This is a genomic window from Sulfurivermis fontis (assembly GCF_004001245.1).
Taxonomy (GTDB): Bacteria; Pseudomonadota; Gammaproteobacteria; order Thiohalomonadales; family Thiohalomonadaceae; genus Sulfurivermis; species Sulfurivermis fontis.
The window spans coordinates 1,233,054-1,258,664 of sequence record NZ_AP018724.1 but is presented as its reverse complement, the minus strand read 5'-3'; the positions used below and the strand labels follow the sequence as shown (position 1 = coordinate 1,258,664).

Sequence of the window (25,611 nt, the reverse complement as noted above, 5' to 3'; positions counted from 1 at the left end):
GGTTACTCGAACTGCTTGTCCAGGATGTAGGCCCAGTTCTCCTCGAGCATCGTCCGGATGTCGCCCCTGTAGGACGAGATGGGCGGGCGGGCGATCAGGCGGTTGCCGTTCGGCTCGAACACCACCTTACCATCCTCCATCTCCATCTCGAGCTGCTGCTGGGCCGCCGGGAGCCGCTCGCGCAGGGTGGACTTGGCGCCGGCCGCGTTCCAGCTAATGCCGGGCCAGGACGGCAGGCGGATTTCCTGGGCGATCCCCATGTTCTGGAGCGGCTTGTCCAGGGCGTCGGCCAGCTCCTCCACGGTGAGCTCGCCGCGGCGGGCGCGCGCCTGCAGCGCCTGCAGCATCTCCTCGGCCTCGAGGTACTCGCGCATGAACAGGGTCACGCCCATCCACAGGACGTAGGCGAAGGTCACCAGGCCCTTGTTCATCTCGCGGCGCTCGGCGGCGGTGATGCCTTCCTCGGCCTTCATGGCGAGCAGCCGTTCGCGGCTGATCATCGCCCGCACCAGGCGGCTGCGCATGTCCAGCAGGTTGTACTGCACCCAGATACGCAGACCGATCGGGTCCTCGAACATCTCGTCATACTGCTTCTGCACCCGGTCGCGCTGGCGCTCATAGCTCTCGGCGAGTTCGGAGTAGGTCTGGGCGGCCTGCCGCGAGTAGGTCAGCGCCTCGCGCAGTTTGTCCGCGCTCGCCTGCTGGTCGGCCAACTCCTGCGAGAGGTGCCGGACCCGGGCGGTCAGCCGGCCGATCTCCTCGCCATCCCGGATGGCCTGGCCGTTGTCGAACAGCATGGGCAGAAGCAGGTCTTTCATGGCGCGTCCTGTATCGCCTAAATACTATGGAAGGTCTGAATAAGTCCATCCTGGACTTCTCAGATCAGGCCAATCGAAAAGTGTGATTTTCGCTTGGCTTCATTTTCCAACGACTTATCGTCGTTGGAAAATGGCGGCACATCCCTGTGCCGCGGAAGCTCTGAACTTATTCAGAGCTTCCTTAACCAACCTTCAGGTGTTTCCCTTTCATCGTCGAGATATACTTTCATTCGTTATTTTTTTCACATGATAGTTAGCCCGTTGGGCTGACGCAGGAAGCCCAACATCCTTCCGTCCGCCGAATATACGACAATCCAGCCAACAGACAAACTCAGCTCCGCGGCTTGGCCCGCGCCGTCGGCGTGGCGGTCCATGGGTCGTCAGGCCAGGGGTGTTTGGGGTAGCGGCCCTTCAGTTCCTTTTTCACTTCCGCGTAGGTGCGTTCCCAGAAGCCTTTCAGGTCCTGCGTCACCTGGATCGGGCGTTGCGCCGGGGAGAGCAGGTGCAGCATGACGGCGACCTTGCCGTGGGCGACGCGCGGGGTGTCGGCGAGGCCGAACAGTTCCTGCAGCTTCACCGCCAGTACCGGCGGCTGGCCCGGTGCGTAGTGCAGGCGCTTGCGCGAGCCGCTGGGGACGGTGAGGTGGGTCGGTGCATCGGCATCGAGGCGCTGGGCGCGTTCCCAGCCGAGGCTGTCGCGCAGGATGGTGTGCAGGTCCAGCTTCGCCAGATGACTGCGGCGGCTCATGCCGTTGAGGTACGGTAAGAGCCACTGTTCCAGCGTGGCGAGCAATGCGCTGTCGGAGAAATCGGGCCAGCCGTCCTGCGGGCTCCACTGGCGCAACGACTCGACGCGTGCCTGCAACTGGCGCGTGTCATCGTCCCACGGCAATACCTCCAGCCCCATGGCGCGGATGCCTTCCAGCAGCGCGGCGCCCATGCGTTCCGGCGCGGCCTTGTCGAGCGGCGCACTTTCCAGTTCCAGCGCGCCGAGGCCGCGCACGCGCCGCGCCACCACCGCCTCCGTCGCCGCATCCCAGCGCACCTCTTCGCGCCATTGCAGGCGCGCGGCATGCACCTGTTCCAGTTCGGCCAGGGTGATCGGCGCGGCGCTGCGGATGCGGCTGTCGTCGCCGGCGCCGTCCAGTTCGGCGGCGACGATGTAGGGCTCACGCGCCAGCGGGCAATGGGTTTCCAGTTTGGCGCCGCGGCCATTGGCGAGCAGGTAGCGGCCGTCGCTGCCGCGCTGCCGCGCCACGCGGTCGGGATAGGCCAGGGCCAGCAGCAGGCCGCTGTCGTGGATATGCGCGGCATCGGGGGCCTGGGCCTCGATCAGATGCCGCCACTGCCGGGCGGCGCGTTCGACGGCGGCGCAGGCGTTGGGGTCGGCATCGAAGCGGCGCGCACCGTCACGGCCGTCGCGGCGATGGGCCTGCACCGCCTCCAGCCGCACGGCGAAGTCACAGCTCCGCGCCTGCGGCGGGCCGCGCAGGATGTCGCGTTCGGACAGCAGGGCCGCCACGTCGCAGGCGAGGCCCGCCAGGCCGAGGGGTTTGGCGCGCAGCAGCATGTGCGACAGGCGCGGATGCAAGGGCAGCGCCGCCATCGCGCGGCCCAGGGCGGTGATGCGGCCCTCCCCGTCCAGGGCATCCAGTTCGGTGAGCAGGGTGTTCGCCTGGTTCAGGGCGCCGGCGGGCGGCGCATCCAGCCAGCGCAGCGTGGCGGCATCGCGCACGCCCCACTGCGCCAGGTCCAGCGCCAGCGGGGCCAGGTCGGCGCTGGCGATCTCCGGCACGGCAAAGGGAATGAGGCCGCGCTGCGTCCCCTCGCTCCACAGCCGGTAACACACGCCGGGAGCGAGGCGGCCGGCGCGGCCGGCGCGCTGGTCGGCGCTGGCGCGGGAGACGCGCACCAGCTCCAGCCGGGTCAGGCCGCTGCGCGGGTCGAAGCGCGGCACCCGCGCCCAGCCGCTGTCCACCACCACGCGCACACCCTCGATGGTGAGCGAGGTTTCGGCGATGTTGGTGGCGAGGACCACCTTCCGCTTTCCCGCCGGGTCGGGAAGGATGGCGCGCTGCTGCTCGGGCAGCGGCAGGTCGCCATAGAGGGGATGCAACTGCACCGGGACATCGGCCAACAGCTCCGCCACGCGGCGGATCTCGCCGGAGCCGGGCAGGAATACCAGCACGTCCCCTTCCGTCTCGGCCAGGGCGCGGCGCACCGCCGCGGCGGCGATGTCCGCCGGACGGCCGTCCGGTTCCTGGTTGAGATAACGGATGTCCACCGGGAAGGCGCGGCCCTCGCTGGTGAGGACGGGGGCGTCAAGCAAGCGGGCGATGGCGGCGCCGTCCAGGGTGGCGGACATCACCAGCAGGGCGAGGTCGTCGCGCAGGGCCGCGCCGGCGTCCAGGCACAGGGCCAGGGCGAGGTCGCTGTGCAGGTGGCGCTCATGGAATTCGTCGAAGATGACCAGGCCGACGCCGGAAAGCTCGGGGTCGGATTGCAGGCGGCGGGTCAGGATGCCCTCGGTCACCACCTCGATGCGGGTGCGGGTGGAGACCTGGTGCTCGAAACGCACCCGGTAGCCCACCGTCTCCCCCACCGCCTCGCCCAGCAGCGCCGCCATGCGCGCCGCCGCCGCACGGGCCGCCAGCCGGCGCGGCTCCAGCATCAGGATCCGCTTGCCGGCCAGCCAGGGTTCATCCAGCAGTGCCAGGGGCACGGCCGTGGTCTTGCCGGCGCCGGGCGGCGCCTGCAACACCAGCCGGCGGCCCGGACCGAGGCGGTTTTTGATATCCGGCAGGATCTGATGGATGGGCAATACGTCCATGGCAACAATCAGGAGTCACTTATTTGCCGCCCGGATGATCGGGCGTGTTTTTTGTGCCAAGCTTCATTCAAAACGCGTTTCCAATGAGTCACAGCGTACAGCGAAAGGAGAGTCGTATGGAAAACACCTGGGTTCTGGTTGCCAACGGCAGTGAAGCACGGGTTTTCAACCTGACCAAACGCAGCGATGGGCTGAAACTGGTCAGCGAGCATCTCCACCCCGCCAGCCGCATGAAGGGCGACCAACTGGCCTCGGATCGACCCGGCACCTACATGGGCGACAGCAACAGCATGGGCAGCGGCAGCGGTTACGAAGAACCGACCTCGCCGAAGGATTACGAGATCGACCGCTTCGCCCACGAGCTGGCCGGCATCCTCAACAACGGGCGCACCGCCAACAGCTACAGCAAGCTGGCCGTCGTCGCCCCCTCCGCCTTCCGCGGTCTGCTCAACAAGCACATGAATGATCAGGTGAAGAAACTCATTGCCCACCAGATCGACAAGGACTACACCAAGGTCAACGAGCGGGAGCTGCTCGGCCAGCTCGAACCGCACCTGTTCCCGCTGGTCTCCTGACCGGCATCAATCAGAGGGGGAGCCGTCGGCTCCCCCTCATTTCTGTAGCTTGGGCTGACGACAGGAAGTCCAACACATCGGTGAAGATGAATGTTGGGCTTCGTTCCTCAGCCCAACCCCGTTTAATCCGACACTACATGGAATGGCTGGCGCTTGACCTGAATATCAGTATCTACCAACAGACGGTGCATCAGAACAACAGGGTCGCCGTAGCGCTTGATGCATCCGGCCGATCGCTCACAGCGACGTCGATGCTTTCCGTCATCACCTCGGCCAGGAACCGGATCTGCTCCGGCGTGATCACATAGGGCGGCATCAGGTAACTGACATTGCCGAGCGGACGCAGCAGGGCACCGCGCGACAGGGCGTGCCGATACAGACGCACGCCGCGCCGTTCCTGCCACGGATACGGCGTGCGGCTCGCCTTGTCCTGCACCATCTCCACCGCCAGGATCATGCCCATCTGGCGCACTTCGGCCACGTGCGGGTGATCGCGCAGGTGCGCCGTCGCCTGCGCCATCTCGGCGGCGAGCGCCCTGTTGCGCGCGATGACGTCGTCTGCGGCGAAGATGTCCAGCGTCGCCAGCGCCGCGCTGCAGGCCAGCGGGTTGCCGGTATAGGAATGCGAGTGCAGGAAGGCGGAGAGGCGCGCGTAGTCGTCGTAGAACGCCTGATACACCGTGTCGTGGGTCAGCACCACCGACATCGGCAGATAGCCGCCGGTGAGTCCCTTGGACAGGCACATGAAGTCCGGCGTGATGGCGGCCTGCTCGCAGGCGAACAGCGTGCCGGTGCGGCCGAAGCCGACGGCAATCTCGTCGGCGATGAGGTGCACGCCGTGACGGTCACAGGCCGCGCGCAGCAGCTTGAGATACACCGGGTCGTACATGCGCATGCCGCCGGCACACTGCACCAGCGGTTCGACGATCACGGCGCACACCTCGTGGGCATGCTGCGCCAGTGCCCGCTCCATGTGGGCGAAGGCGCGCACCGAATAATCGGCGCAGCTCTCCCCCGCCTCGCGCTGATAGCAGTCCGGCGACGGCACGGTGATCGGTGTCAGCAGCAGCGGCTGATAGGTTTCCTTGAACAGCGACACGTCGCCCACCGCCAGCGCGCCGAGAGTTTCGCCGTGATAGCTGCCGGCCAGATTGATGAAGCGTGTCTTGTTCTTCTTGCCGACGTTCTGCCAATAGTGAAAGCTCATCTTGAGCGCCACTTCGATGGCCGCCGAGCCGTTGTCGGCATAGAAGCAGTGATTGAGCCCCGGCGGCGCCAGCGCGATCAGCCGCTCGGACAGGCGCACCACCGGTTCGTGGCTGAAACCGGCCAGGATGACATGCTCCAGCTGATCCATCTGCGCCTTGACCGCGTCGTTGATGCGCGGATTGGCGTGACCGAACAGGTTCACCCACCAGGAACTGATGGCATCGAGATAGCGCCGGCCCTCGAAGTCCTCCAGCCACACCCCCTCGCCGCGGCGGATGGGGATCAGCGGCAGCTGCTCGTGATCCTTCATCTGGGTACAGGGATGCCACACCACCGCGAGATCGCGCCGGGCCCAGTCGTGATTGTTCATGTCAGCAGGTAGTGCAGCGCGATGCCGACGAAGATCGACGCGCCGAGATAATGGTTGTTGAGAAAGGCGCGGAAGCACTGCGGCGCCTCGCGGCCACGGATCAGGTACTGCTCGTACACCGCGAAGCCGGCCGCCGCCAGCAGGCCGAGGTAGTACCACAAACTCATGTCGAGACTCAGGCCGGCGAGCACGAACAGCCCGAACATCACCAGCTGCAGCAGGCCGATGATCAGGCGGTCATGGCGCCCGAACAGAATGGCCGAGGATTTCACGCCGATCTTGAGGTCGTCCTCGCGATCGGCCATGGCGTACATGGTGTCGTAGATCAGCGACCACAAGACGTTGGCGATGAACAGCAGCCAGGCCACCGGCGGCAGCGCATTGGCCTGCGCCGCAAAGGCCATCGGGATCGCCCAGCCGAAGGCGGCGCCCAGATAGGCCTGCGGCAGATAGGTGTAGCGCTTGGTGAAGGGATAGCTGGCGGCGAGCAGCACGCCGATGACGGAGAGCTGGATGGTGAGCGGATTCATCAGCAGCACCAGGGCGAAGGCCAGCAGCGACAGCACGGCGAACACCCAAACCGCCTCGCGCGGCCGGAGGGTGCCGGCGGCCAACGGGCGCTGCCGGGTGCGGCTGACGTGCAGATCGATGTTGCGATCGGCGTAGTCGTTGATGGCACAGCCGGCGGAACGCATCAGCACCGTGCCCAGCATGAAAACCACGAACACCAGCGGATCGGGCCGGCCCTCGCCCGCCACCCACAGCGCCCACAGCATCGGCCACATCACCAGATAGATGCCGATGGGGCGATCCAGGCGGGTGAGACGCACATATTCGCGCAGACGCTGGGTGATGACCGACACAAAGTTCTCCGCAGACGACAGGTGAAACAGCGTAGGAGCCCACTCCGTGGACGAAAGCGGTGCCTGATACCGGCACCTGTTCGCCGAGAGGACCCGGCTCCTGCAATTGGAAAAGGGGCACAGTGTAACGAGTTAACCCGCAAAAATCAGGTGGGTGAAACTCCGCGGCCTCGTGGGCATCATACTGTTTGACGCGCCTTAACAAGAGTCAGGGAGCCACACCGATGTCCGTCCCCCCCGAGACCACCGCCACGCGCTGGCATGCCATCCCCGGCGCACAGGCCCTGACCGAGCTGGACAGCCGGCCCGAGGGGCTCGGCGACGAGGAAATCGCGCGCCGTTTGCAGCGCTACGGTCCCAACCACCTGCCGCAGCCGCGCCGGCGCAGCGCCTTCATGCGCCTGCTGCTGCAATTCCACAATATTCTGATTTATGTCCTGCTGCTGGCAGCAGTAGTCACCGCCCTGCTCGGCCATTGGGTGGACACGGCGGTGATCATCGGCGTGGTGGTGATCAACGCCCTCATCGGCTTCCTCCAGGAAGGCAAGGCGGAAAAGGCGCTGGATGCCATCCGTTCCATGCTGTCGCAAAAGGCCATGGTGCTGCGCGACGGCCACCGCCGGGAGATCCCGGCGGAGGAACTGGTGCCGGGCGACATCGTGCTGCTGCAATCGGGCGACAAGGTGCCGGCGGACCTGCGCCTCATCAAGGTGCGCAACCTGCAAATCGAGGAGGCGGCCCTGACCGGCGAATCGGTGCCGGTGGAGAAGGCCGTCGAACCGGTGGCGGCGGATGCCGAACTGGGCGACCGCACCTCGATGGCCTATTCCAGCACCCTGGTCACCTACGGCCAGGGCACCGGAGTGGTGGTGGCCACCGGCGGCCACACCGAGATCGGCCGCATCAGCGCCATGCTCACCGAGGTAGAAACCCTCACCACGCCGCTGCTGCGCCAGGTGGACCGCTTCGGCCGCCTGCTCAGCTTGTGGATTGCCGCCATCGCCGCCGCCACCTTCGCCGTCGGGGTGGTGATATACAGCCAGAGTGCCGAACAGGTGTTCATGGCGGCGGTGGGCCTGGCGGTGGCGGCCATCCCGGAAGGCCTGCCCGCCATCATCACCATCACCCTGGCCATCGGCGTGCAGCGCATGGCCGCGCGCAACGCCATCATCCGCCGTCTGCCCGCGGTGGAAACCCTGGGCTCGGTGTCGGTGATCTGCAGCGACAAGACCGGCACCCTGACGCGCAACGAAATGACGGTCAAGAACGTGGTGACCCAGCACCGCACCTACGATGTCAGCGGTGTAGGCTACGATCCCCACGGCAGTTTCTCCCGCGGCGACGAGGAAGTGACACCGGAACAGCGCCCCACCCTGTATGAAATCTGTCGCGCCGCCGTACTGTGCAACGACGCCACCCTCAAGGAAGAGAACGGTCATTACCACCTGCAAGGCGACCCCACCGAGGGCGCCCTGCTCACCCTGGGTCTCAAGGCCTGCCTGGACCCGGCCACGCTGCAAAAGGAGTTCCCGCGCACCGACGCCATACCGTTCGAGTCGGAGCACCGCTTCATGGCGACGCTGCACCACGACCACGCCGGCAACGGCTTCATCCTGCTCAAGGGCGCGCCGGAGCGGGTGCTGACGGCCTGCAACAGCCAGCGTATGGACGGCGACGCTCAGCCCCTCGACGTCGCCTACTGGCATGAACGCATCGACGAACTCGCGGCACGCGGCCAGCGCATCCTCGCCATCGCCACCAAGCCGACCGACAACGACGGCCGCCGCGAACTGACTTTCGCCGAGGTGGAAGGCGGCCTGACCCTGCTCGGCCTGGTCGGCCTCATCGACCCGCCGCGCGAGGAGGCGATCCGCGCCGTGGCCAAGTGCCGCGCGGCGGGTATCCGCGTCAAGATGATCACCGGCGACCACGCCGTCACCGCCCGCGCCATCGGCGCCCAGATGGGCATCGGTGACGGCACCCGTGCCCTCACCGGCAAGGAGATCGAGCAGTTGGACGAGGCAGCCCTGCGCCGCGCCGTGCTCGACACCGACGTATTCGCCCGCGCCAGCCCGGAACACAAGCTACGCCTGGTGGAGGCCTTGCAGGCCGAGGGAAAGATCATCGCCATGACCGGCGACGGGGTGAACGACGCGCCGGCGCTCAAGCGCGCCGATGTCGGCGTCGCCATGGGTGTCACCGGCACCGAGGCGGCCAAGGAGGCGGCGGAAATGGTGCTCACCGACGACAACTTCGCCTCCATCGCCCACGCCGTGGAGGAAGGGCGCACCGTCTATGACAACATCCGCAAGTCGATCATGTTCATCCTGCCCACCAACGGCGGCCAGGCCTTCACCATCGTCGCGGCCATCCTGCTCGGCCGCAGCCTGCCCATCTCGCCGCTGCAGATCCTGTGGGTCAACATGGTCACCGCCGTCACCCTGGCCCTGGCCCTCGCCTTCGAGCCGCCGGAGCCCAATGTGATGCGCCGCCCGCCGCGCAAGGCGGCGGAGCCGTTGCTGAGCAGATTCCTCGCCTGGCGCATCCTGTTCGTCTCCACCATCCTGGTGGCCGGCACCTTCGGCCTGTTCCTCTGGCACCGCACCCACGGCACACCGCTGGAAGAGGCCCGCACCATCGCCGTCAACACCCTGGTGATGTTCGAGGTGTTCTATATCTTCAGCAGCCGCTACATTCTGGAGCCGTCCTTGAGCCGCGACGCCCTGTTCGGCAACCGCTACGTACTCATCGCGGTCGCCCTGGTACTCACCCTGCAACTGCTGTTCACCTACGCGCCGCCCATGCAGCACCTGTTCCACACAGTGCCGTTGCGTGCGGACACCTGGCTGCAGATCGTACTCATCGCCGCCACCGTGTTCCCGCTGGTGGAACTGGAGAAATGGGCGATGCGGCGCTGGCAGAGGTGAGATCGGAAGAGCGCAAGCCCTCAACTGTTGGACAGCGAGGCCTTTGACATACCCGCGTCCTCAGGATTTCGGTGGCCGGATGGCCCACACCACCAGTGCGACGATCGCCACCAGGACGATCAACTCGACAAAGATCAGCACGCTGCCTCCTTCCCGTTGCCACAGCCGGTGCATCCCGAGTGATGGCTCCGGACCGTTCTATACTGCTCAAACGTGCATGCGGGCATTGCCACCGGTGCGCCGCTCTTGCACATTATCCACCACCCAGGAGGAGATCACATGCCGGAACGACTGATGCTGCTGCCCGCCCGCGATTTCGAGCGTATCCGGCTGATACGCATTCCCGACGACTACAGTGAGCGCGACGCGGTACGGCGCGTCACCGCGCTCATTGCCGAGGCGCAGGAGGAGTTGCGGGAATGGCGCTGGGAAGAAATCGCCGCAATCCTGGAGGATCACGGATTCACTACTGTGGAGTACACAGCCGGGCCGGCGCTGGACTGAACGGAACGGCAACGGCCGCGCCATGCCGACGCAGCCGGAGCGGTATCAATACAGCGAAAAATTACGCTGCTCGGGGTTCCAGCTCAGGATCACGTGGGAAATCCCCTGGCGCCCGAGGCGGCCGGCGTACTCGGTGGCCTGCACGGCGTCATCCAGGGCGATGAAGGGCATCAACGATTCGTCGGCTTCGCGCAAGGCTACGCAATAACTTTTCTGCAAAAGGTGGTGGCGGCACTTGCTGCAGAAACGCTCAGTGGCATCGCCCTCACCGTAGCTTGGAACCACGCAGGAGTTGCAATCCATGATGTGTCCTTCCATGAGGTAAGCCCGCCGGTTGAATACGCGATCAAATTAGCAAGCGGAGCAAGGCGTGTATGTAGGAAAAATCTGATTTTTATCCACACACAAATACAGACATTTTTCTATAAATATCAATATGTTTACTATGGAAACCCCGAGTAAGGACGGCAGCTCGGACAAAATTTTTTTCTTATCGCAGCGCTATTCAAGACAATAAAATACTTATAATCATGCGCCATACTGATTGATGTCGTCATGGCCCGGTGAGGAGCAGCGGCAAACGTGGTATTGAAGCTGATCGCATACGCAGTCGCGCTGTCCCTGCTGTCGGGGCTGGCAGGTCTAGGTACCAGCCGTTTCCGCTCCCTGCTCAAACTCGTCTGTTTCCCCCTGCTCGGCCTCTCCGGCTTGGCCGCCGCCGCCGGTGGCCTGCTGGCCTTGACCGGTGAACCCGCCACCGCCCAGCTTCCCCTCGGCCTGCCATGGCTGGCGTGGTCGGTGCGGATCGATGCCCTCGCCGGCTTCATCCTGCTGCTCATCGGTGTGGTGGTATTCGCCGTTGCCGTGTTCGGCCCCGGCTACACCCGCGAATTCCTGCACGGCCGCCACTCCCTCGCCGCCCTCGGCGTGTTCACCGGCCTGTTCGTGGCCGGCATGATGCTGGTGGTCATCGCCAACGATGCCTTCCTGTTCATGGTGGCCTGGGAGCTGATGTCACTGTCCAGCTATTTCCTGGTCGCCTTCCAGCACGAAAACGCCGCCAACCGCCGTGCCGCCTTCCTCTATCTGCTGATGGCCCACGTCGGCGGTCTCGCCATCCTGCTCGGCTACGGTGTGCTGGCCGCCTTCGGCGGCGGCTTCACCTTCGAGGCGATGCGTGCGGCGGAACTGCCGCCGCTGTGGGCCGGTGTGGCCTTCGCCCTCGCCTTCTTCGGCTTCGGCATGAAGGCCGGCCTGGTGCCATTGCATGCCTGGCTGCCCGAGGCCCATCCGGTGGCGCCGTCGCACATCTCGGCGCTGATGTCCGGCGTGATGCTCAAAGTGGCGATCTACGGTTTCGTGCGCGTCACCTTCGATCTCATCGGCACGGTGCAGGTGGACTGGGGCGTCATCGTGCTGCTGGTGGGCAGCGTCTCCGCCCTGCTCGGCGTGCTCTACGCCATGCAGCAGACGGACATCAAGCGCCTGCTGGCCTATTCCTCCATCGAAAACATCGGCGTGATCTTCATGGCGCTGGGACTGGCCATGATCTTCCTCGCCGCCGGCCAGCCGCTGCTCGGCAGCCTCGGCCTCATCGCCGCGCTGTATCACGCGCTGAACCACGCCCTGTTCAAGAGCCTGCTGTTCCTCGGCGCCGGCGCGGTGATCCAGCAGACCCACCAGCATAGCCTGGAACACATGGGCGGCCTGCTGAAGCGCCTGCCCTACACCGGCACCTTCTTCCTCGTCGGCTGCCTCAGCATCGCCTCGCTGCCGCCGTTCAACGGCTTCGCCTCGGAATGGCTGACGCTGCAGACGGCCCTGCAGGGCGTGGTACTGGACAGCGGCGTGCTGCGCATCATCATCCCGGTCACCGCCGCCATGCTGGCGCTCACCGCCGCCCTCGGCGCCATGCTGTTCGTGCGCCTGTACGGCATCGCCTTCCTCGGCCAGCCGCGCACGCGCCAGGCACGCCAGGCCCATCTGCCTTCCTTCGGCATGCGCACGGCCCAGGCCCTGCTCGCCGTGCTGTGCCTGCTGCTCGGCGTGCTGCCGGCGCTGAGCATCGATGTGATGGGGGCCATTCCGCAGGTGCTCGGCGGCCTGCCCGAACCCGGCATCACCGGCCAGGGCTGGTTGTGGCTGACGCCGGTCTCGGCGGCAACCGCCAGCTACAGCGCGCCGCTGGTGCTGCTCGGCCTGGGGATCGCCTGGGGACTGTTCTATCTGCTGCTGCACGGCCGCAACCACCAGCGCGTGCGCCGCATCCATCCCTGGGATTGCGGCTTCGGCCCCCTGAGTCCGCGCATGCAATACACCGCCACCGCCTTTGCCCAACCGGTACGGCGCATCTTCCAGCCGGTGTGGCTGCTGGATGAAAAGATCGAACGCCTCGGCGACGACCGGCGCGTCAGCGGCCTGCGCCATCAATTGCAGGTCGGCGATCGCAGCTGGAAGCTGCTGTATGAGCCCATCGGCCGCTGGGTGCTCGGTGCCGCGCGCAACATCGCCCGCCTGCAGGGCGGCAACGTGCGCACCTACCTGTCCTATTCCTTCTTCACCCTGATCTTCCTGCTATGGCTGATCTCCTGAACCTGCAAGGCTGGCTGCTGGCGCTGCTGCAAACGGCGCTGTTCGTCACCGCGGCGCCGCTGCTGGTGGGCTGGCTACGCCTGCTCAAGGCGCGTCTGCAGAACCGCCGCGCCCCGGCGCTGACCCAGCCCTACCGCGACCTGGCCAAACTGTTCCGCAAGGAGGCCATCGTCGCCGACACCGCCTCGCCGCTGTTCCGCGCCGCGCCCTATGTGGTGTTCTCCGCCACGGTGGTCACCGCCGCGGTGATCCCGCTGCTCGCCGTGCACCTGCCCACGGCAATCATCGCCGACGTCATCGTGCTGGTGGGTTTTCTCGGCTTGGCGCGCTTCTTCCTCGCCCTCGCCGGCATGGACGTGGGCACCGCCTTCGGCGGCATGGGCTCGTCGCGCGAGATGACCATCGCCTCGCTGGCCGAGCCGGCCATGCTGATGGCCATCTTCACCCTCACCATGACGGCGCAGAGCACCAACATCTCCCACGCCATCGACTTCCTGCTGGCGCAGGGTGTGGTGCTGCGTCCCTCGTTCATGTTCGCCCTGCTGGCCCTGCTGCTGGTGGCGGTGGCGGAGACCGGGCGCGTGCCGGTGGACAACCCGACCACCCACCTGGAACTGACCATGGTGCACGAGGCGATGATCCTCGAATACAGCGGCCGCCACCTCGCGCTGATGGAGTGGGCGGCGCAACTCAAGCTGATGATCTATGGCGTGCTCATCGCCAACATCTTCTCCCCCTGGGGCATCGCGCAGGAAAGCACGCCGACGGCCCTGCTGCTCGGCCTCGGCGCCATTGCCGGCAAGCTGATGCTGCTCTGTGTGGTGCTGGCGGTGTCGGAAACCGTGCTGGCCAAGATGCGCCTGTTCCGCGTGCCGGGTTATCTCAACCTCGCCTTCCTGTTCGCCCTGCTCGGCATGCTGAGCCATGTGATCCTGGAGGTGGGGGCATGAACTTCGCCCAGTTCACGCTGCAGGAACAGGGCGTGGTGCTCCTCGCCGCGCTGGTGCTGTTCGCCTCCTTCGCCCTGCTGGCGCAGACACGCATCATCGCCTGCATCCACGCCTTCGCCTGGCAGGGGGCGCTGGTGGCCGCCGCCACGGCGATGGTCGCGCTGGTCGCCGGCCAGCACCATCTGTATCTGTCGGCGCTGATCACCCTCGCCCTCAAGGCCGTGCTCATTCCCTGGGTGCTGCACCGCATCGTGGTCAAGCTGCAGATCACCCGCGAGGTGGAGACGGTGGTGAATCCGGCCCTGGTGCTGCTCGCGGCCGCGGCGCTGGTGGCCTTCAGCTATTACGTCGCGCTGCCGGTGGAAAAGCTGTCGACCCTGGCGACGCGCAACACCATCGCCATCAGCATGGCGGTGGTGCTGCTCGGCATGCTGATCATGGTGACGCGGCGTCAGGCCATCACCCAGGTGGTGGGCTTCATGTCCATCGAGAATGGCCTGTTCTTCGCCGCCGTGGTGTCCACCCACGGCATGCCGATGGTGGTGGAGCTGGGCGTGGCCTTCGACCTGCTGGTGGCGACGGTGATCTTCGGCGTGTTCTTCTTCCAGATCCGCCAGAGCATCGACTCGCTGGACGTGGATCGCCTGAGCCGCCTGGCGGAGACCACCGAGCCGGAAGAAATAACGGAAGAACGCGAATGAACGCCCTGTTCGCCACCCTGCTCATCCCCCTGCTCGGCACGCTGCTGATGGCGGCGGTGCCGCGCTGCCGCATCGCCGGCTGGTTCAATGTCGCCTTCGCCGCCGCCACTACCGTGGCCTCCATCCTGCTGGCGCTGGCGGTATTCCGCGACGGCGCCATGCTGTCGGCGGGCAAGTTCTTCTACGTCGATGCCTTCAATGTCTACCTGCTGGTGCTCACCGCCTTCGTCGCCACCACCACGGCGATCTTCTCGCGCCCCTACATGGATCACGAGCTGGCACGCGGCCGCGTCAACAGCCGGCGCATGCGCCTCTATCACGCCATGTACCAGGGCTTCCTGTTCACCATGCTGCTGGCGCTGTCCACCAACAACCTCGGCATCCTGTGGGTGGCGCTGGAGGGGGCGACGCTGGCCACCGTGCTGCTGGTGTCGCTGTACCGCACGCCGGAGTCGGTGGAGGCGGCGTGGAAGTATTTCATCCTCTGCGGTGTCGGCATCGCCCAGGCGCTGTTCGGCACGGTGTTGCTGTACTTCGCCGCCGCCTCGGTGCTGACCGTGCCCGAGGACGGCCTGTTGTGGACCACGCTGCACGGCATCGCCGGCCAGCTCGACCCCACGGTGATGAGCATCGCCTTCGTGTTCCTGCTGGTGGGCTACGGCACCAAGGTGGGCCTGGTGCCGCTGCACAACTGGCTGCCCGACGCCCACTCGGAAGGCCCGACGCCGATGTCGGCGGTGCTGTCCGGCCTGCTGCTCAACGTCGCCCTGTATGCGGTGGTGCGCACCAAGATGCTGGTGGACGGCGCCCTGCACGGCGTGTCCAACACGCCGCAACTGGCCGGTTACCTGATGATGGCCTTCGGCCTGCTGTCGTTCCTGGTGGCCGGTCTGTTCCTGCACCGCCAGCGCGACATCAAGCGCATGTTCAGTTATTCCTCCATCGAACACATGGGGCTGATGACCTTTGCCTTCGGCCTCGGCGGCCCGCTCGCCACCTTCGCCGCACTGCTGCACATGACGCTGCACTCGCTGGTGAAGTCGGCCATCTTCGTCACCGTGGGCCACGCCACCCACATCGCCGGCACCCAGGCCATCGACAAGATCCGCGGCCTGATCCGCACCCAGCCCGGCGTCGGCTGGGGCCTGCTGCTCGGCACCGCCGCCATCGCCGGCTTCCCGCCCTTCGGCCTGTTCGTGAGCGAATTCCTGCTGCTCATCGCCACCATGCAGAGCTGGCCCTGGCTCACCCTGGCCCTGCTGTCGGGCCTCGCCATCGCCTTCGCCGGCCTGTTCCGCCACATCCATCCCATGGTCTACGGCAATCAGCCCGACGGCCAGCTGCCGGTCAAGGCCAACATGCTGCCGGTGTACCTGCACCTGCTGCTGGCGCTGTGGTTCGGCCTCGCCATTCCCGCCGTGCTGGCGCAGTGGTTCGATCAGGCGACGCAGCTCATCGCCGGCAAGGGGGTGTTATGAGCCACTTCGACTGGCTGTCCGAACTGCTGGCCCGCTATCAGGACGAACGCGTGCTGGTGCGGCGCGGTTCGGCGCGGGAACTGGCACCGGCGCACCTGCTGGAGATCGATGCCGAGGACTGGGGACGCGCCGCGCAGGTCGCCGCGCAGTTCGGCTGCCGCTGGGCCGGCGTGTGGGCCGAGCAGCACGATGACAGCTTGCTGATCAGCGCAGCGCTGGCATATCAGGGCGATCACCTGCTGCTGCGTACCGCCGTGCCGCTGGCGGCGCCCCGACTGCCGTCACAGACACCGTACTATCCCGGCGCCGATCGCATGGAGCGTCACGTACAGGACATGCACGGCGTGGTGTTCAGCGATCATCCCGATCCGCGCCGCTGGAGCCGCCACAACCGCTGGGCGCCGGACCGCTATCCGCTGCGCAAGGACTTCAGCGTCGACAACGCGCCGCTGCCCGCGGCGCCGGAGCAGGATTACAGCTTCATCCAGACCCAGGGCGCCGGCGCCTATGAAATCCCGGTGGGCCCGGTACATGCCGGCATCATCGAGCCGGGCCACTTCCGCTTCCAGGCGGTGGGCGAGATGGTGCTCAACCTGGAGCAGCGGCTCGGCTACGTGCACAAGGGCATCGAGAAGATCGCCGAGGGCCGCGACGCGCACGGCCTGGCGCGTCTCGCCGGCCGCGTTTCCGGCGACAGCACGGTGCATCACGCCTGGGCCGCCTGCATGGCGATGGAACGCGCGGCCAGGATCACGGTGCCGCCGCGCGCGCAGGCGCTGCGCGCCGTGTACGCCGAGCGCGAGCGCATCGCCAACCATCTGGGCGACATCGGCGCCATCTGCAACGACGTCGCCTTCGCCTTCATGTGGCAACAGTTCGCCCGCCTGCGCGAGCTGTGGCTGCGCGACAACGCCGCCTGCTGCGGCCACCGCCTGCTAATGGACTGCATCGTACCGGGCGGCGTGGCGCGCGACCTGTCAGCGGAACAGGTGGTGCGGCTGCGCAGCGCCGTCGATCCGCTGCGCCGCGAACTGGCCGCGCTGTATCCGATCCTCGACGATCATCCCTCGCTGGAGGACCGCCTCGCCACTACCGGCGTGCTGAGCGCGGAGCAGGCGCAGCGTCTCGGCTGCCTCGGTTACGTCGGCAAGGCCAGCGGCCAGGATGCCGACCTGCGCCGCGATCACCCCTACGCCCCCTACGACCGCCTGCACGTTCCCTCGCCCCTGTTCCAGACCGGCGATGTCGAGGCGCGCATGCAGGTGCGCATGCAGGAGGTCCTCGACTCACTGGAGCTGTTGGTGGTGCTGCTCGATACCCTGCCCGACGGCGCGGTGCAGGTGCCGTGGCAGGCACCCGCTGCCGGAAGTGAAGGCCTCGGCCTGGTCGAAGGCTGGCGCGGCGAAATCCTGAGCTACGTGCGCTTCGGCGCCGACGGCCGCATCGCCCGCTACTTCCCGCGCGACCCGAGCTGGTTCAACTGGCCGGCGCTGGAGCTGCTGATTCACGGCAACATCGTTCCCGATTTCCCCGTCTGCAACAAGTCGGTGAACGGCTCCTATTCGGGACACGACCTGTGAGGCGCCCATGCTGAGAATCCTCAACAAGATCCGCCAGACCGGACTCATCACCGAAGACCTGCCGCGCGATGTCGTGCTGGAGCAGGTGGGCGCACAACTGCGCGCCGGCATCGCGCGGCAATTCCAGGGCAGCCTCGCCATCCGCCAGGTGGACGCCGGTTCCTGCAACGCCTGCGAGCTGGAGATCCACGCCCTCAACAACGGCTACTACGACATCGAGCGCTACGGCGTGCACTTCGTCGCCTCGCCGCGCCATGCCGATGTGCTGCTGGTCACCGGCCCGGTGTCGGTGCACATGGAAACCGCCCTGCTGCGCACGTATGAAGCGACACCGGCGCCGCGGCTGGTGATCGCCGCCGGCGACTGCGCCGCCTGCGGCGGTGAATTCGGCTGCTCCTATGCCAGCCGCGGCGCCGTCAGCAACGTCATCCCGGTGGATGCGGTCATCCCCGGCTGCCCGCCGACGCCGCTGGCCCTGATGCAGGGGCTGTTGCAGGTGCTGGAGGAGACCTGACAGCCCCCGAAATGTGATGAATTTCAAAAAATCATTGCGGACGGGTAGTTAGGCCAACTTTCGAGGTTTGATCGCAACTCCCTATCCCAAATGCCCCGCCGTCTATCCCTGCCCAGCCCCACACCGTTGATCTAGTCTTGGGCCGTTCGCAAGAAACAGCGAGGGCTTATCCATGATTCCAGTGATGACGACTCCCATGCCGAGCGCACTGCCGGAAGATGCATCGGAAGAAACCCTGCACAACGAAGTTCTCTACTACAAGGCCATGCTGGCCGAGGCAGCACGCCACCGCGGCTCGCTGCGCAACCTCAGCCCGGCCACCCTGCATCAGAAATTGAAGGACTGCGAGAACCGCCTGCGGCGACTGCGGGGAAAACGCTAGACCGCTCTGCTGGGTGCGCCATGCGCACCCAGCATCTGTTGGGAAATACGCTGTCGCGCGAATTGCCTGGGTCGGGGCGCCGCCCCTACTCCCTCACCTTCCCAATCAAAATCTCCACCGGCTCCACCTGGCGCGGATCGACCAGCACACTCCCTTCCAGATCGCCGCTGGCGGCGGCGGCATTGCCGCTGCGGCTGATGCGCGCCACCACCTCCACACGCTTGAAGTCACCCAGCGAGCGGCCGGCGCCGAGGGCGGCGCTGTCGTCCAGCACGATCTTGAGCGGCAGGTCGCGCACCTGGCGCCGCAAGGCGGCGATGGGCATGCCGCCTTCCGGCGGGCGGGCCATGATGAACAGCACCTGATCCGGTTGCGCCCGGGCCGCCAGGGCCGGAGCGAGGGTGATGTGCAGGCGCAGCATGGCGGCTGCCTCGGCCAGCGGCTGCGGCTCACCGAGGCGGGCGCGTGCCTCGTTGAGGTTGTCGCGCAGCAGCGCCGCGGTATCGCCCTCCTCCGGCAACTGCTTCTGCAACTGCTGCCAGTGACTGATAGCGGCGGTGTAATCAGCCTCCTCGAAGGCCGCGACACCGGCCAGCCACAACGCGCCCTGGGCATCGGGATCGAGGCGCAGGGCGCGCTCGACCAGTTCGCGCGCCTTGCCGCGCATACTGCCCTGTTGCAGGGCCAGCATCTCGGCATAGTCGGTCAGCAGGTCGGGATGCCCGCCGGCGCGTTCCAGGGCGCGCTCATAGGTTTCCGCCGCCTCCTGGTAACGTTTCTGCATCACCAGGGACCGGCCTAGCAGCATCCAGCCCTGCACGTCGCCCGGACTCTGTTCCAGCCGTTTGGCCAACTGCTGCGTCAGTGCGGCCATGTCCATTCCACTGCCGGCCGGATGCTGCGCAGGGGCCGGCGGATCGACAAAATCGGGGGCGCCCAGTTGCAGGTACAACAGGGCCGCCAGCAACGGCACGCCGACACCGACGATCGCTGCCAATGTCCGGGCCGGGCCTTGTTCACCCGGCTCCTCGGCGCCGGCATTGAGCAACAGATCGCGCTCCAGCTCCAGCCGCGCCGCCTCGTATTGCTCGGCACTGATGGCGTCCTCCGCCAGTTCCTGCGCCAGCTCGTCGCGCCGTTCCTGGAACAGCGCCACGTTGAGCGCCTCGCGCCCGGCCGTGCGTACCATGCACGGACGCAGCAGTGGCAGCAGCACCGGCACCAGGACCAACACGGTGAGCAGCAGCGCCAGCGATACAAACAGGGTCATGATCGTCCTCCGCGCTCACGCACCAGCGCGTCCAGCCGCCGTTGCTCTTCCTCGCTCAGCGGCGTCTCGCTGGTCGTCGCCACGCGCCGGCGCACGAACCAGGCCAGCGCCACGCCGCCGACCAGTAGCAGCACGAACGGCCCCACCCACAGCAGCAGGGTGCCGGCGCGCAGCGGCGGCCGGTACAGCACGAAGTCACCGTAACGCTGGGTCATGAACTCGATGATCTGCGCATCGCTTTTCCCGGCCAGGATCATTTCATGGATCTGCCGGCGCAGGTCCAGCGCCAGACCGGCGTTGGAGTCGGCGATGTTCTGGTTCTGGCACACCAGGCAGCGCAGTTCCTGCGACAGCTTGTTGAAGCGCGCCTCCTGTTCCGGCGTGTCGAACCTGTAGGCGCTGATCGCCGCCTGCGCGGCCACCGCGAACAGCAACAGCGCAATGGCGAACAGCGACCTCATGACGCCGCCCCCTGCAACTCGCGCACGATGGGCTCCAGTTTCTCGCGCCACACCTGCGGCGTGAGCGGACCGATGTGCTTGTAGCGGATGGTCCCCCGGGCATCGACCACGAAGGTCTCCGGCACGCCGTACACGCCCCAGTCGATGCCGACGCGGCCTTCGTGATCGAAGCCGCTGGCGCGGTAAGGATTGCCATGACGTTCCAGCCAGGCGAGGGCATCCTTGCGCTCGTCCTTGTAGTTGAGCCCATAAATGGGCACGGCATCGTTGCGCGCCAACTCCATCAGGAAGGGATGTTCCTGACGACAGGCCACACACCAGCTGGCCCACACGTTGAACAGGCTGACCTTGTGCGCGGTGAGGTCATCGCGCGTGATGCGCGTCTCCGGCGTGTCCACGCGCGGCAGATCGAAGCTCGGTGCCGGCTTGTCGATGAGCGGCGACGGCACTTCGCGCGGATTGAGTTGCAGGCCGACGGCGAACAGGCCGATCAGTGCGGCGAAGATGACGAGCGGAAGGATGAAACGCAGCTTCATGCATGATTCTCCACGCTGGCGGCGGCCGTCTGCGGCACCGTGCGCCGCACCAGCCGGTAGCGGCGATCGGCAGCGGCCAGCAGGCCGCCCAAGGCCATCAGCAGCGCACCGAGCCAGATCCAGCGCACATAGGGTTTGTGATACAGACGCACCGCCCAGGCGCCATCACCCAGCGGCTCGCCCAGGGCCACGTACAGATCACGCGTCAGTCCCCAATCGATGCCCGCCTCGGTCATCGGCATGCCGGTGACGGTGTAGAGGCGCTTCTCGGTGTGCAGGGTGGCGACCGCGCGACCGGCCTTCTCCACGCGCAGGGTGGCGCGGCTGGCGGTGTAGTTGGGGCCATCGTGTTCGCTCAGCTGCTCGAACACGAAACTGTGCTCGCCCATGACGTAGGTTTCGCCCGGGGCCAGGCGCACGTCGTGTTCCTGGCTGAAATAACTGGAGAAGGTGATGCCGACGATGGTTACCGCCACACCGAGGTGCGCAAGTACCATGCCCCAGAAGCTGCGCCCCTGCCGGCGCAGGCCCTGTCCCAGCGAAGAGGCATGGTGCAGGCGGTTGCGCAGATCGAGCACGGCAGTGGCGGCGATCCACACCGCCAGTGCACAACCCAGGATCACCATCGGCTCCCAGGAGCGGAACAGCAACCAGGGCAGCAGCACGCCCCCGGCGATGCTTGCCGCCAATGCGAGGCGTACCATCCGTTGCAGGCGGCCGAGCTGATCGCCCTTCCAGCGCGTCAGCGGGCCGACACCGATCATGAAGGCCAGCGGGATCATCAAGGGCACGAACACGGTATTGAAGTACGGCGGGCCGACGGAGATCTTGCCGGCGCCCAGGGCATCGACGATCAGTGGATACAACGTGCCGAGCAGCACCGAGGCAGTGGCCACCACCAGCAGCACATTGTTGCCGAGCAGCATGGTTTCGCGCGAGATCAGATCAAAATGGCCGGTGCTCTTCACCTGCGGCGCACGCCAGGCATAGACCAGCAGCGAGGCGCCCACCACCACGGCGAGCTGCATCAGGATGAACAGGCCGCGCTGGGGATCGGTGGCAAAGGCGTGCACCGAGGTGAGCACGCCGGAGCGCACCAGGAAGGTGCCGAGCAGCGACAGGGAGAAGGTGAAGATGGCCAGCAGCACGGTCCAATTCTTGAAGGCGCTGCGCTTCTCCGCCACCGCCAGCGAATGGATCAGTGCGGTGCCCACCAGCCAGGGCATGAAGGAGGCGTTTTCCACCGGGTCCCAGAACCACCAGCCGCCCCAGCCCAGTTCGTAATAGGCCCACCAGGAGCCGAGCGCGATGCCGAGGGTCATGAACACCCAGGCGACGGTGGTCCACGGCCGTGACCAGCGCGCCCAGGTGGCGTCCAGCTTGCCGCCGAGCAGCGCGGCGATGGCGAAGGCAAAGGCGACGGAGAAACCGACGTACCCCATGTACAGCATGGGCGGGTGCAGCACCAGTCCCGGGTCCTGCAGCAACGGGTTGAGATCGCGGCCATCGGCAGGGATCGGCCACAGGCGACCGAAGGGATTGGAGGTGAGAATCAGAAAGGCAAGGAAACCGACACTGACCAGGCCCATGACGCCGAGCACCCGCGCCACCATCGCCAGCGGCAGACGCCGGCTGAACAGGCCCACCGCCGCGCTCCAGCCGGCCAGCAGCAGCGCCCACAGCAGCAGCGAGCCTTCATGGCCGCCCCATACGGCGGAGAAACGGTAGATCGCCGGCAGCAGACTGTTGGAGTGGCGCGCGGCATAGGCCACGGAAAAATCATTGCTGACGAAGGCATGGGCCAGGATGGCGAAGGACAACAGCAGCACCGCGAACTGGGCCCAGGCCAGCGGTCGCGCCAGGGCCATCCAGTTGCTAATGCCGCGCTGCGCGCCGATGAGCGGCACGCTGCCCTGCACCAGGGCCAGGCACAGGGCGAGGATCAGCGCGTAATGACCTAATTCGGGGAGCATCGGGTTAGCTGCCTATGGTAAGAAACCTGTTTGTCGCGAGATCGTGAGGTTGCGCCCTCACATTCATTGCGGACTGTGCGGGTTGGCCAGCGCGCCTTCCTGTTCCGCCTTGATCAGGGCATCGGCCACTTCCGGCGGCATGTAGTTTTCGTCGTGCTTGGCCAGCACCTGATCGGCGGTGAAACGGCCGTCGGGATTGAGGCGGCCCTGCGCCACGATGCCCTGCCCCTCGCGGAACAGATCGGGCAGGATGCCGGTGTAATCCACGGTCACGCTGTGCGGGCCGTCGGTGACGTCGAAGCTGACCGTGAGGCCCTGCCCTGCGCGCCGCACGCTGCCCTCGCGCACCAGGCCGCCGACGCGGAAGGTCTGCCCCTTGGGTACTGCGCCGCGCGCCACCTCGGTCGGGCTGTAGAACAGATTGACGTTCTCTTGCAGCGCCACCAGCGCCAGCGCCACGGCCGTGCCCACACCGGCCACCAGGAGGGCGATAATCAGCAGCCGGTTACGGCGTTTCGGATTCATTCATTCTTTCCTCATTACGGCGCCGCCGCTTCAGCTGACGCCACACCTCGCGCTCGGCGCGCCGGGGCTGCCACAGATTCACCACCACCACCACCAGGCCGAGCAGATAGCTGGCCCAGACGTAAAACGCATACCCCCCCATGTGCAGAAAGTCGCCCATCAGTGGCCTCCTCCGCCTTGATGCCCGTCAACCAGTTCGCGCACCCAGGTACTGTCCGCCTCGCGCCGCAGCAGCTCGGCCCGCGCCAGGCGCAGCGCCACCATGAAGTAGAACAGGGTGGATGCCAGGGCCATCAGCAGCAGCGGACGCAGCATGGTCCAGGCAATGGAGGGCTTCTCGAACTTGGTCACCGTCGCCCCCTGATGCAAGGTGCTCCACCACTCCACCGAGTAGTGAATGATGGGGATATTCACCACCCCCACCAGGGCCAATACCGCCGCCGCGCGTGCCGCGGTATCGCGTTCCTCGATGGCGGCGAGCAGGCCGATATAGCCTAGATAGAGAAACAGCAGGATAAGTTCCGAGGTCAGGCGCGCATCCCAGATCCACCAGGTGCCCCACATCGGCTTGCCCCACAGCGAGCCGGTGACCAGGGCCAGAAAGGTGAACCACGCGCCGATAGGGGCGCTGGCCGCCGCGAACATGTCGGCCACCTTCATGCGCCACACCAGCGAGATCAGCGAGGCAAAGGCGATGTTCATGTAGATGAACATGGATAGCCAGGCCGCCGGCACATGCACGTACATGATGCGCACGCTCTCCCCCTGCTGATAATCCGGCGGCGAAGCGAACAGCGCGTAATACAGGCCGGCGGCGCCGAGCAGCAGACTGCCCCAGCCGGCCCAGCGCGCCAGCGCGCCGGACCAGCCGTAGAAGCGCTTCGGCGAACCCAGTCGATGCAGCCAAGCCCACATGGTATGTCCCTCAATCCAGTGATATGCGCAATGCCGCCGCCACCGCCAGCGGCGCCAGGGCCACCGCCAGCGCCAGCAGGGCGCCGAGGAAGGCGAGCTGGCCGGTCACCGCCATGCCGGCCTGGGCATTGCCCACGGCACCGGCGGCGAAGATCAGCACCGGCACGTACAGTGGCAGGACCAGCAGCGACAGCAGCACGCCGCCGCGGCGCAGGCCTACGGTGAGGGCCACGCCGATGGCACCGATGAGACTGAGCAGCGGCGTGCCCAGGGCCAGGCTGGCCAGCAGTATGACCACGGCCTCGCCCTCGAGATTCAGCAACAGCGCCAGCAGCGGCGCCACCAGCAGCAGCGGCAGGCCGGTCACCAGCCAGTGCGCCGTCACCTTGGCCAGCACCAGCAGCGGCAGGGGATGGGGCGTCAGCAGCATCTGCTCCAGCGCGCCGTCGTCGAAGTCGGAGCGGAACATGGACTCCAGCGCCAGCATCGCCGCCAGCAGCGCGCCGACCCAGATCACGCCGGGTGCGATGCTACGCAGCAGCACAGGATCGGGATTCATGCCGAGGGGAAACAGCGCCACCACCATCACGAAAAACAGCAGCGGATTGGCCAGCTGGCCGCGCTGGCGCAAGGCCAGCATCACGTCGCGCCGCAGCAGGGCACCCCAGGCGCGCGCCAGACTCATCCCAGATGCAGCGTCTGCACGGCGCTGCCCTCCAGGTCGACGGCGTGGTGCGAGGTCACCACCGCCATGCCGCCCCGTGCCGCATGCTCGCGCAGCAGCTTCTCCACCAGCGCGCGGCCGGCCACGTCCAGGGCGGTAAAGGGTTCATCGAGGATCCACAACCGGCCCGGCGCCAGCAGCAGGCGCGCCAGGGCCACGCGCCGGCGCTGGCCGGCGGAGAGCTTGCGGCAGGGGATATCCTCGCACTCGAAGGGCAGGCCGATCCGCTCCAGCGCCTGCTCCGGGCTGATCCGTGCCCCGCCGCCGAGGGCGGCGGCGAAGGCCAGGTTTTCCAGCGGGGTCAGTTCTTCCTTGATGCCGGCATGGTGGCCGACATAATTGAGTTCCGCGGCATAGGCGGCGAAGTTGTCGCGGATATCCTCGCCGCTCCACGCGATGCGGCCGGCCGCCGGCCGGGTCAGGCCGCACAGGGTGCGCAACAGCGTGGTCTTGCCGCAGCCGTTGCGCCCCTCGATCTGCAGAACCGCCCCGGGCTGCAACGTGAAGGAAACATCCTGAAACAGGGTGCGGCCGGCACGGCGGCAGGCCAACCCGGCAACATTCAGTCCTGCAGTGCGGTCGCCCGACATGGCGGCAATGCGCACCTGTCAGGCACGCAGCATGGCGTAGAGTTCGCCCTTGAGCTTCACGCGGCGCATCTTCAGTTCTTCGGTAACGGCATCGGACGGCGTCTCGATCTCCTGTTCGATGCGGCGCACCTGGCGGTCCACCTCGTGATACTCGTCGAACAACCGGGCGAAGTGCGCGTTGCTGGTCTTCAGGGCATGGATGCGGTCGTGGAATTCGGGGAAATCATGCTGCAAATCGTGATGCTCAACGGTCATGACTGCTCCATACGAGAGAAGGAAAATCGAACTGCAAGGCTACCTGACTGTCTATCCCGCACTCAAGCA

The 25,611-nt window shown here is 66.5% G+C and carries 25 protein-coding genes; 10 read left to right on the top strand and 15 right to left on the bottom strand.

Annotated features, from left to right (window positions below; translation table 11 throughout):
* Window positions 1-2 precede the first annotated feature (2 nt).
* Together EP379_RS06495 and hrpB are read right to left on the bottom strand one after the other, a co-directional pair.
* Window positions 3-818 (bottom strand): hypothetical protein, encoded by an 816-nt coding sequence (locus EP379_RS06495; RefSeq protein WP_127477031.1) that lies wholly within the window; start codon window positions 816-818, stop codon window positions 3-5.
* Window positions 819-1,149: 331 nt separating this feature from the next.
* Window positions 1,150-3,648: an ATP-dependent helicase HrpB gene (gene hrpB / locus EP379_RS06490; protein ID WP_127477030.1), complete on the bottom strand. Its 2,499-nt coding sequence runs from the start codon at window positions 3,646-3,648 to the stop codon at window positions 1,150-1,152.
* 116 nt (window positions 3,649-3,764) lie between these two features.
* On the opposite strand from hrpB, the gene EP379_RS06485 reads away from it, so the two are divergent.
* Window positions 3,765-4,223 carry a host attachment protein gene (locus EP379_RS06485; RefSeq protein WP_172600398.1) on the top strand — a complete coding sequence of 153 codons (459 nt, stop codon included), beginning with the start codon at window positions 3,765-3,767 and terminating at the stop codon, window positions 4,221-4,223.
* 190 nt (window positions 4,224-4,413) lie between these two features.
* Here the strand turns inward: EP379_RS06485 and EP379_RS06480 are convergent, their stop codons facing one another.
* Both EP379_RS06480 and ubiA read right to left on the bottom strand, forming a co-directional pair.
* A complete protein-coding gene (locus EP379_RS06480) occupies window positions 4,414-5,802 on the bottom strand; it encodes an adenosylmethionine--8-amino-7-oxononanoate transaminase (protein ID WP_127477028.1) in 1,389 nt (462 codons plus the stop codon).
* Complete coding sequence (gene ubiA, locus EP379_RS06475) at window positions 5,799-6,656, bottom strand: 4-hydroxybenzoate octaprenyltransferase (protein ID WP_232024013.1); 858 nt, start codon at window positions 6,654-6,656, stop codon at window positions 5,799-5,801. Before ubiA ends, EP379_RS06480 begins: the two co-directional genes overlap by 4 nt.
* A gap of 233 nt (window positions 6,657-6,889) precedes the next feature.
* Between ubiA and EP379_RS06470 the strand changes: the two genes are divergently transcribed.
* Both EP379_RS06470 and EP379_RS06465 read left to right on the top strand, forming a co-directional pair.
* Entirely contained in the window at window positions 6,890-9,592 is a 2,703-nt protein-coding gene (locus EP379_RS06470) for a cation-transporting P-type ATPase (RefSeq protein ID WP_127477026.1), read from the top strand.
* 279 nt (window positions 9,593-9,871) lie between these two features.
* Entirely contained in the window at window positions 9,872-10,096 is a 225-nt protein-coding gene (locus tag EP379_RS06465) for a hypothetical protein (protein ID WP_127477025.1), read from the top strand.
* Window positions 10,097-10,141: 45 nt separating this feature from the next.
* Here the strand turns inward: EP379_RS06465 and EP379_RS06460 are convergent, their stop codons facing one another.
* Window positions 10,142-10,399 carry a hypothetical protein gene (locus EP379_RS06460; RefSeq protein ID WP_127477024.1) on the bottom strand — a complete coding sequence of 86 codons (258 nt, stop codon included), beginning with the start codon at window positions 10,397-10,399 and terminating at the stop codon, window positions 10,142-10,144.
* Window positions 10,400-10,678: 279 nt separating this feature from the next.
* Here EP379_RS06460 and hyfB point away from each other — a divergent pair, with 279 nt between their 5' ends.
* The 7 genes from hyfB to EP379_RS06425 all read left to right on the top strand — a co-directional run bounded on the left by hyfB (window position 10,679) and on the right by EP379_RS06425 (window position 18,293).
* Entirely contained in the window at window positions 10,679-12,688 is a 2,010-nt protein-coding gene (gene hyfB / locus EP379_RS06455) for a hydrogenase 4 subunit B (RefSeq protein WP_127477023.1), read from the top strand.
* Window positions 12,673-13,638, top strand: a complete 966-nt coding sequence (locus EP379_RS06450) for a respiratory chain complex I subunit 1 family protein (RefSeq protein ID WP_127477022.1) — start codon at window positions 12,673-12,675, stop codon at window positions 13,636-13,638. The genes hyfB and EP379_RS06450 overlap by 16 nt, the downstream gene beginning before the upstream one ends.
* Window positions 13,635-14,339, top strand: coding sequence for a formate hydrogenlyase (locus EP379_RS06445; protein ID WP_127477021.1), 705 nt, complete (start codon window positions 13,635-13,637; stop codon window positions 14,337-14,339). The genes EP379_RS06450 and EP379_RS06445 overlap by 4 nt, the downstream gene beginning before the upstream one ends.
* The gene (locus EP379_RS06440; RefSeq protein ID WP_127477020.1) at window positions 14,336-15,817 is read left to right on the top strand and encodes a hydrogenase 4 subunit F; all 1,482 of its coding nucleotides are present in this window, start codon (window positions 14,336-14,338) and stop codon (window positions 15,815-15,817) included. Before EP379_RS06445 ends, EP379_RS06440 begins: the two co-directional genes overlap by 4 nt.
* Window positions 15,814-17,397, top strand: coding sequence for a hydrogenase large subunit (locus EP379_RS06435; protein WP_127477019.1), 1,584 nt, complete (start codon window positions 15,814-15,816; stop codon window positions 17,395-17,397). Before EP379_RS06440 ends, EP379_RS06435 begins: the two co-directional genes overlap by 4 nt.
* A 7-nt stretch (window positions 17,398-17,404) precedes the next feature.
* Entirely contained in the window at window positions 17,405-17,911 is a 507-nt protein-coding gene (locus EP379_RS06430) for an NADH-quinone oxidoreductase subunit B family protein (protein WP_127477018.1), read from the top strand.
* Between the two features lie 196 nt (window positions 17,912-18,107).
* Window positions 18,108-18,293 (top strand): hypothetical protein, encoded by a 186-nt coding sequence (locus EP379_RS06425; protein ID WP_127477017.1) that lies wholly within the window; start codon window positions 18,108-18,110, stop codon window positions 18,291-18,293.
* A gap of 85 nt (window positions 18,294-18,378) precedes the next feature.
* Here EP379_RS06425 and ccmI read toward each other — a convergent pair whose 3' ends face one another.
* The 10 genes from ccmI to EP379_RS06375 form a co-directional block, all read right to left on the bottom strand.
* Window positions 18,379-19,563 carry a c-type cytochrome biogenesis protein CcmI gene (gene ccmI, locus EP379_RS06420; protein ID WP_127477015.1) on the bottom strand — a complete coding sequence of 395 codons (1,185 nt, stop codon included), beginning with the start codon at window positions 19,561-19,563 and terminating at the stop codon, window positions 18,379-18,381.
* Window positions 19,560-20,024 (bottom strand): cytochrome c-type biogenesis protein, encoded by a 465-nt coding sequence (locus tag EP379_RS06415; RefSeq protein ID WP_127477013.1) that lies wholly within the window; start codon window positions 20,022-20,024, stop codon window positions 19,560-19,562. The genes ccmI and EP379_RS06415 overlap by 4 nt, the downstream gene beginning before the upstream one ends.
* Complete coding sequence (locus tag EP379_RS06410) at window positions 20,021-20,560, bottom strand: DsbE family thiol:disulfide interchange protein (protein ID WP_127477010.1); 540 nt, start codon at window positions 20,558-20,560, stop codon at window positions 20,021-20,023. The genes EP379_RS06415 and EP379_RS06410 overlap by 4 nt, the downstream gene beginning before the upstream one ends.
* Window positions 20,557-22,533 (bottom strand): heme lyase CcmF/NrfE family subunit, encoded by a 1,977-nt coding sequence (locus EP379_RS06405; RefSeq protein ID WP_127477008.1) that lies wholly within the window; start codon window positions 22,531-22,533, stop codon window positions 20,557-20,559. Before EP379_RS06405 ends, EP379_RS06410 begins: the two co-directional genes overlap by 4 nt.
* Window positions 22,534-22,596: 63 nt before the next feature.
* On the bottom strand, window positions 22,597-23,058 hold the full coding sequence (ccmE, locus tag EP379_RS06400; protein ID WP_127477005.1) for a cytochrome c maturation protein CcmE: 462 nt from the start codon (window positions 23,056-23,058) through the stop codon (window positions 22,597-22,599).
* Complete coding sequence (ccmD, locus tag EP379_RS06395; RefSeq protein WP_127477003.1) at window positions 23,039-23,218, bottom strand: heme exporter protein CcmD; 180 nt, start codon at window positions 23,216-23,218, stop codon at window positions 23,039-23,041. Before ccmD ends, ccmE begins: the two co-directional genes overlap by 20 nt.
* On the bottom strand, window positions 23,218-23,973 hold the full coding sequence (locus tag EP379_RS06390; protein ID WP_127477001.1) for a heme ABC transporter permease: 756 nt from the start codon (window positions 23,971-23,973) through the stop codon (window positions 23,218-23,220). Before EP379_RS06390 ends, ccmD begins: the two co-directional genes overlap by 1 nt.
* Window positions 23,974-23,983: 10 nt before the next feature.
* Window positions 23,984-24,658: a heme exporter protein CcmB gene (ccmB, locus tag EP379_RS06385; protein WP_127476998.1), complete on the bottom strand. Its 675-nt coding sequence runs from the start codon at window positions 24,656-24,658 to the stop codon at window positions 23,984-23,986.
* Window positions 24,655-25,287 carry a cytochrome c biogenesis heme-transporting ATPase CcmA gene (gene ccmA / locus EP379_RS06380; protein ID WP_127476995.1) on the bottom strand — a complete coding sequence of 211 codons (633 nt, stop codon included), beginning with the start codon at window positions 25,285-25,287 and terminating at the stop codon, window positions 24,655-24,657. Before ccmA ends, ccmB begins: the two co-directional genes overlap by 4 nt.
* Window positions 25,288-25,305: 18 nt before the next feature.
* Window positions 25,306-25,542 carry an HP1242/YdcH family protein gene (locus EP379_RS06375; RefSeq protein ID WP_127476993.1) on the bottom strand — a complete coding sequence of 79 codons (237 nt, stop codon included), beginning with the start codon at window positions 25,540-25,542 and terminating at the stop codon, window positions 25,306-25,308.
* Between the last annotated feature and the right edge of the window lie 69 nt (window positions 25,543-25,611).

Coding starts and splice junctions, on each gene's coding strand:
- EP379_RS06495 (WP_127477031.1), bottom strand. CDS start 818: ATGAAAGACCTGCTTCTGCCCATGCTGTTCGACAACGGCCAGGCCATC.
- hrpB (WP_127477030.1), bottom strand. CDS start 3,648: ATGGACGTATTGCCCATCCATCAGATCCTGCCGGATATCAAAAACCGC.
- EP379_RS06485 (WP_172600398.1), top strand. CDS start 3,765: ATGGAAAACACCTGGGTTCTGGTTGCCAACGGCAGTGAAGCACGGGTT.
- EP379_RS06480 (WP_127477028.1), bottom strand. CDS start 5,802: ATGAACAATCACGACTGGGCCCGGCGCGATCTCGCGGTGGTGTGGCAT.
- EP379_RS06470 (WP_127477026.1), top strand. CDS start 6,890: ATGTCCGTCCCCCCCGAGACCACCGCCACGCGCTGGCATGCCATCCCC.
- EP379_RS06465 (WP_127477025.1), top strand. CDS start 9,872: ATGCCGGAACGACTGATGCTGCTGCCCGCCCGCGATTTCGAGCGTATC.
- EP379_RS06460 (WP_127477024.1), bottom strand. CDS start 10,399: ATGGATTGCAACTCCTGCGTGGTTCCAAGCTACGGTGAGGGCGATGCC.
- EP379_RS06450 (WP_127477022.1), top strand. CDS start 12,673: ATGGCTGATCTCCTGAACCTGCAAGGCTGGCTGCTGGCGCTGCTGCAA.
- EP379_RS06445 (WP_127477021.1), top strand. CDS start 13,635: ATGAACTTCGCCCAGTTCACGCTGCAGGAACAGGGCGTGGTGCTCCTC.
- EP379_RS06440 (WP_127477020.1), top strand. CDS start 14,336: ATGAACGCCCTGTTCGCCACCCTGCTCATCCCCCTGCTCGGCACGCTG.
- EP379_RS06435 (WP_127477019.1), top strand. CDS start 15,814: ATGAGCCACTTCGACTGGCTGTCCGAACTGCTGGCCCGCTATCAGGAC.
- EP379_RS06430 (WP_127477018.1), top strand. CDS start 17,405: ATGCTGAGAATCCTCAACAAGATCCGCCAGACCGGACTCATCACCGAA.
- EP379_RS06425 (WP_127477017.1), top strand. CDS start 18,108: ATGCCGAGCGCACTGCCGGAAGATGCATCGGAAGAAACCCTGCACAAC.
- ccmI (WP_127477015.1), bottom strand. CDS start 19,563: ATGACCCTGTTTGTATCGCTGGCGCTGCTGCTCACCGTGTTGGTCCTG.
- EP379_RS06415 (WP_127477013.1), bottom strand. CDS start 20,024: ATGAGGTCGCTGTTCGCCATTGCGCTGTTGCTGTTCGCGGTGGCCGCG.
- EP379_RS06410 (WP_127477010.1), bottom strand. CDS start 20,560: ATGAAGCTGCGTTTCATCCTTCCGCTCGTCATCTTCGCCGCACTGATC.
- EP379_RS06405 (WP_127477008.1), bottom strand. CDS start 22,533: ATGCTCCCCGAATTAGGTCATTACGCGCTGATCCTCGCCCTGTGCCTG.
- ccmE (WP_127477005.1), bottom strand. CDS start 23,058: ATGAATCCGAAACGCCGTAACCGGCTGCTGATTATCGCCCTCCTGGTG.
- ccmD (WP_127477003.1), bottom strand. CDS start 23,218: ATGGGCGACTTTCTGCACATGGGGGGGTATGCGTTTTACGTCTGGGCC.
- EP379_RS06390 (WP_127477001.1), bottom strand. CDS start 23,973: ATGTGGGCTTGGCTGCATCGACTGGGTTCGCCGAAGCGCTTCTACGGC.
- ccmB (WP_127476998.1), bottom strand. CDS start 24,658: ATGAGTCTGGCGCGCGCCTGGGGTGCCCTGCTGCGGCGCGACGTGATG.
- ccmA (WP_127476995.1), bottom strand. CDS start 25,287: ATGTCGGGCGACCGCACTGCAGGACTGAATGTTGCCGGGTTGGCCTGC.
- EP379_RS06375 (WP_127476993.1), bottom strand. CDS start 25,542: ATGACCGTTGAGCATCACGATTTGCAGCATGATTTCCCCGAATTCCAC.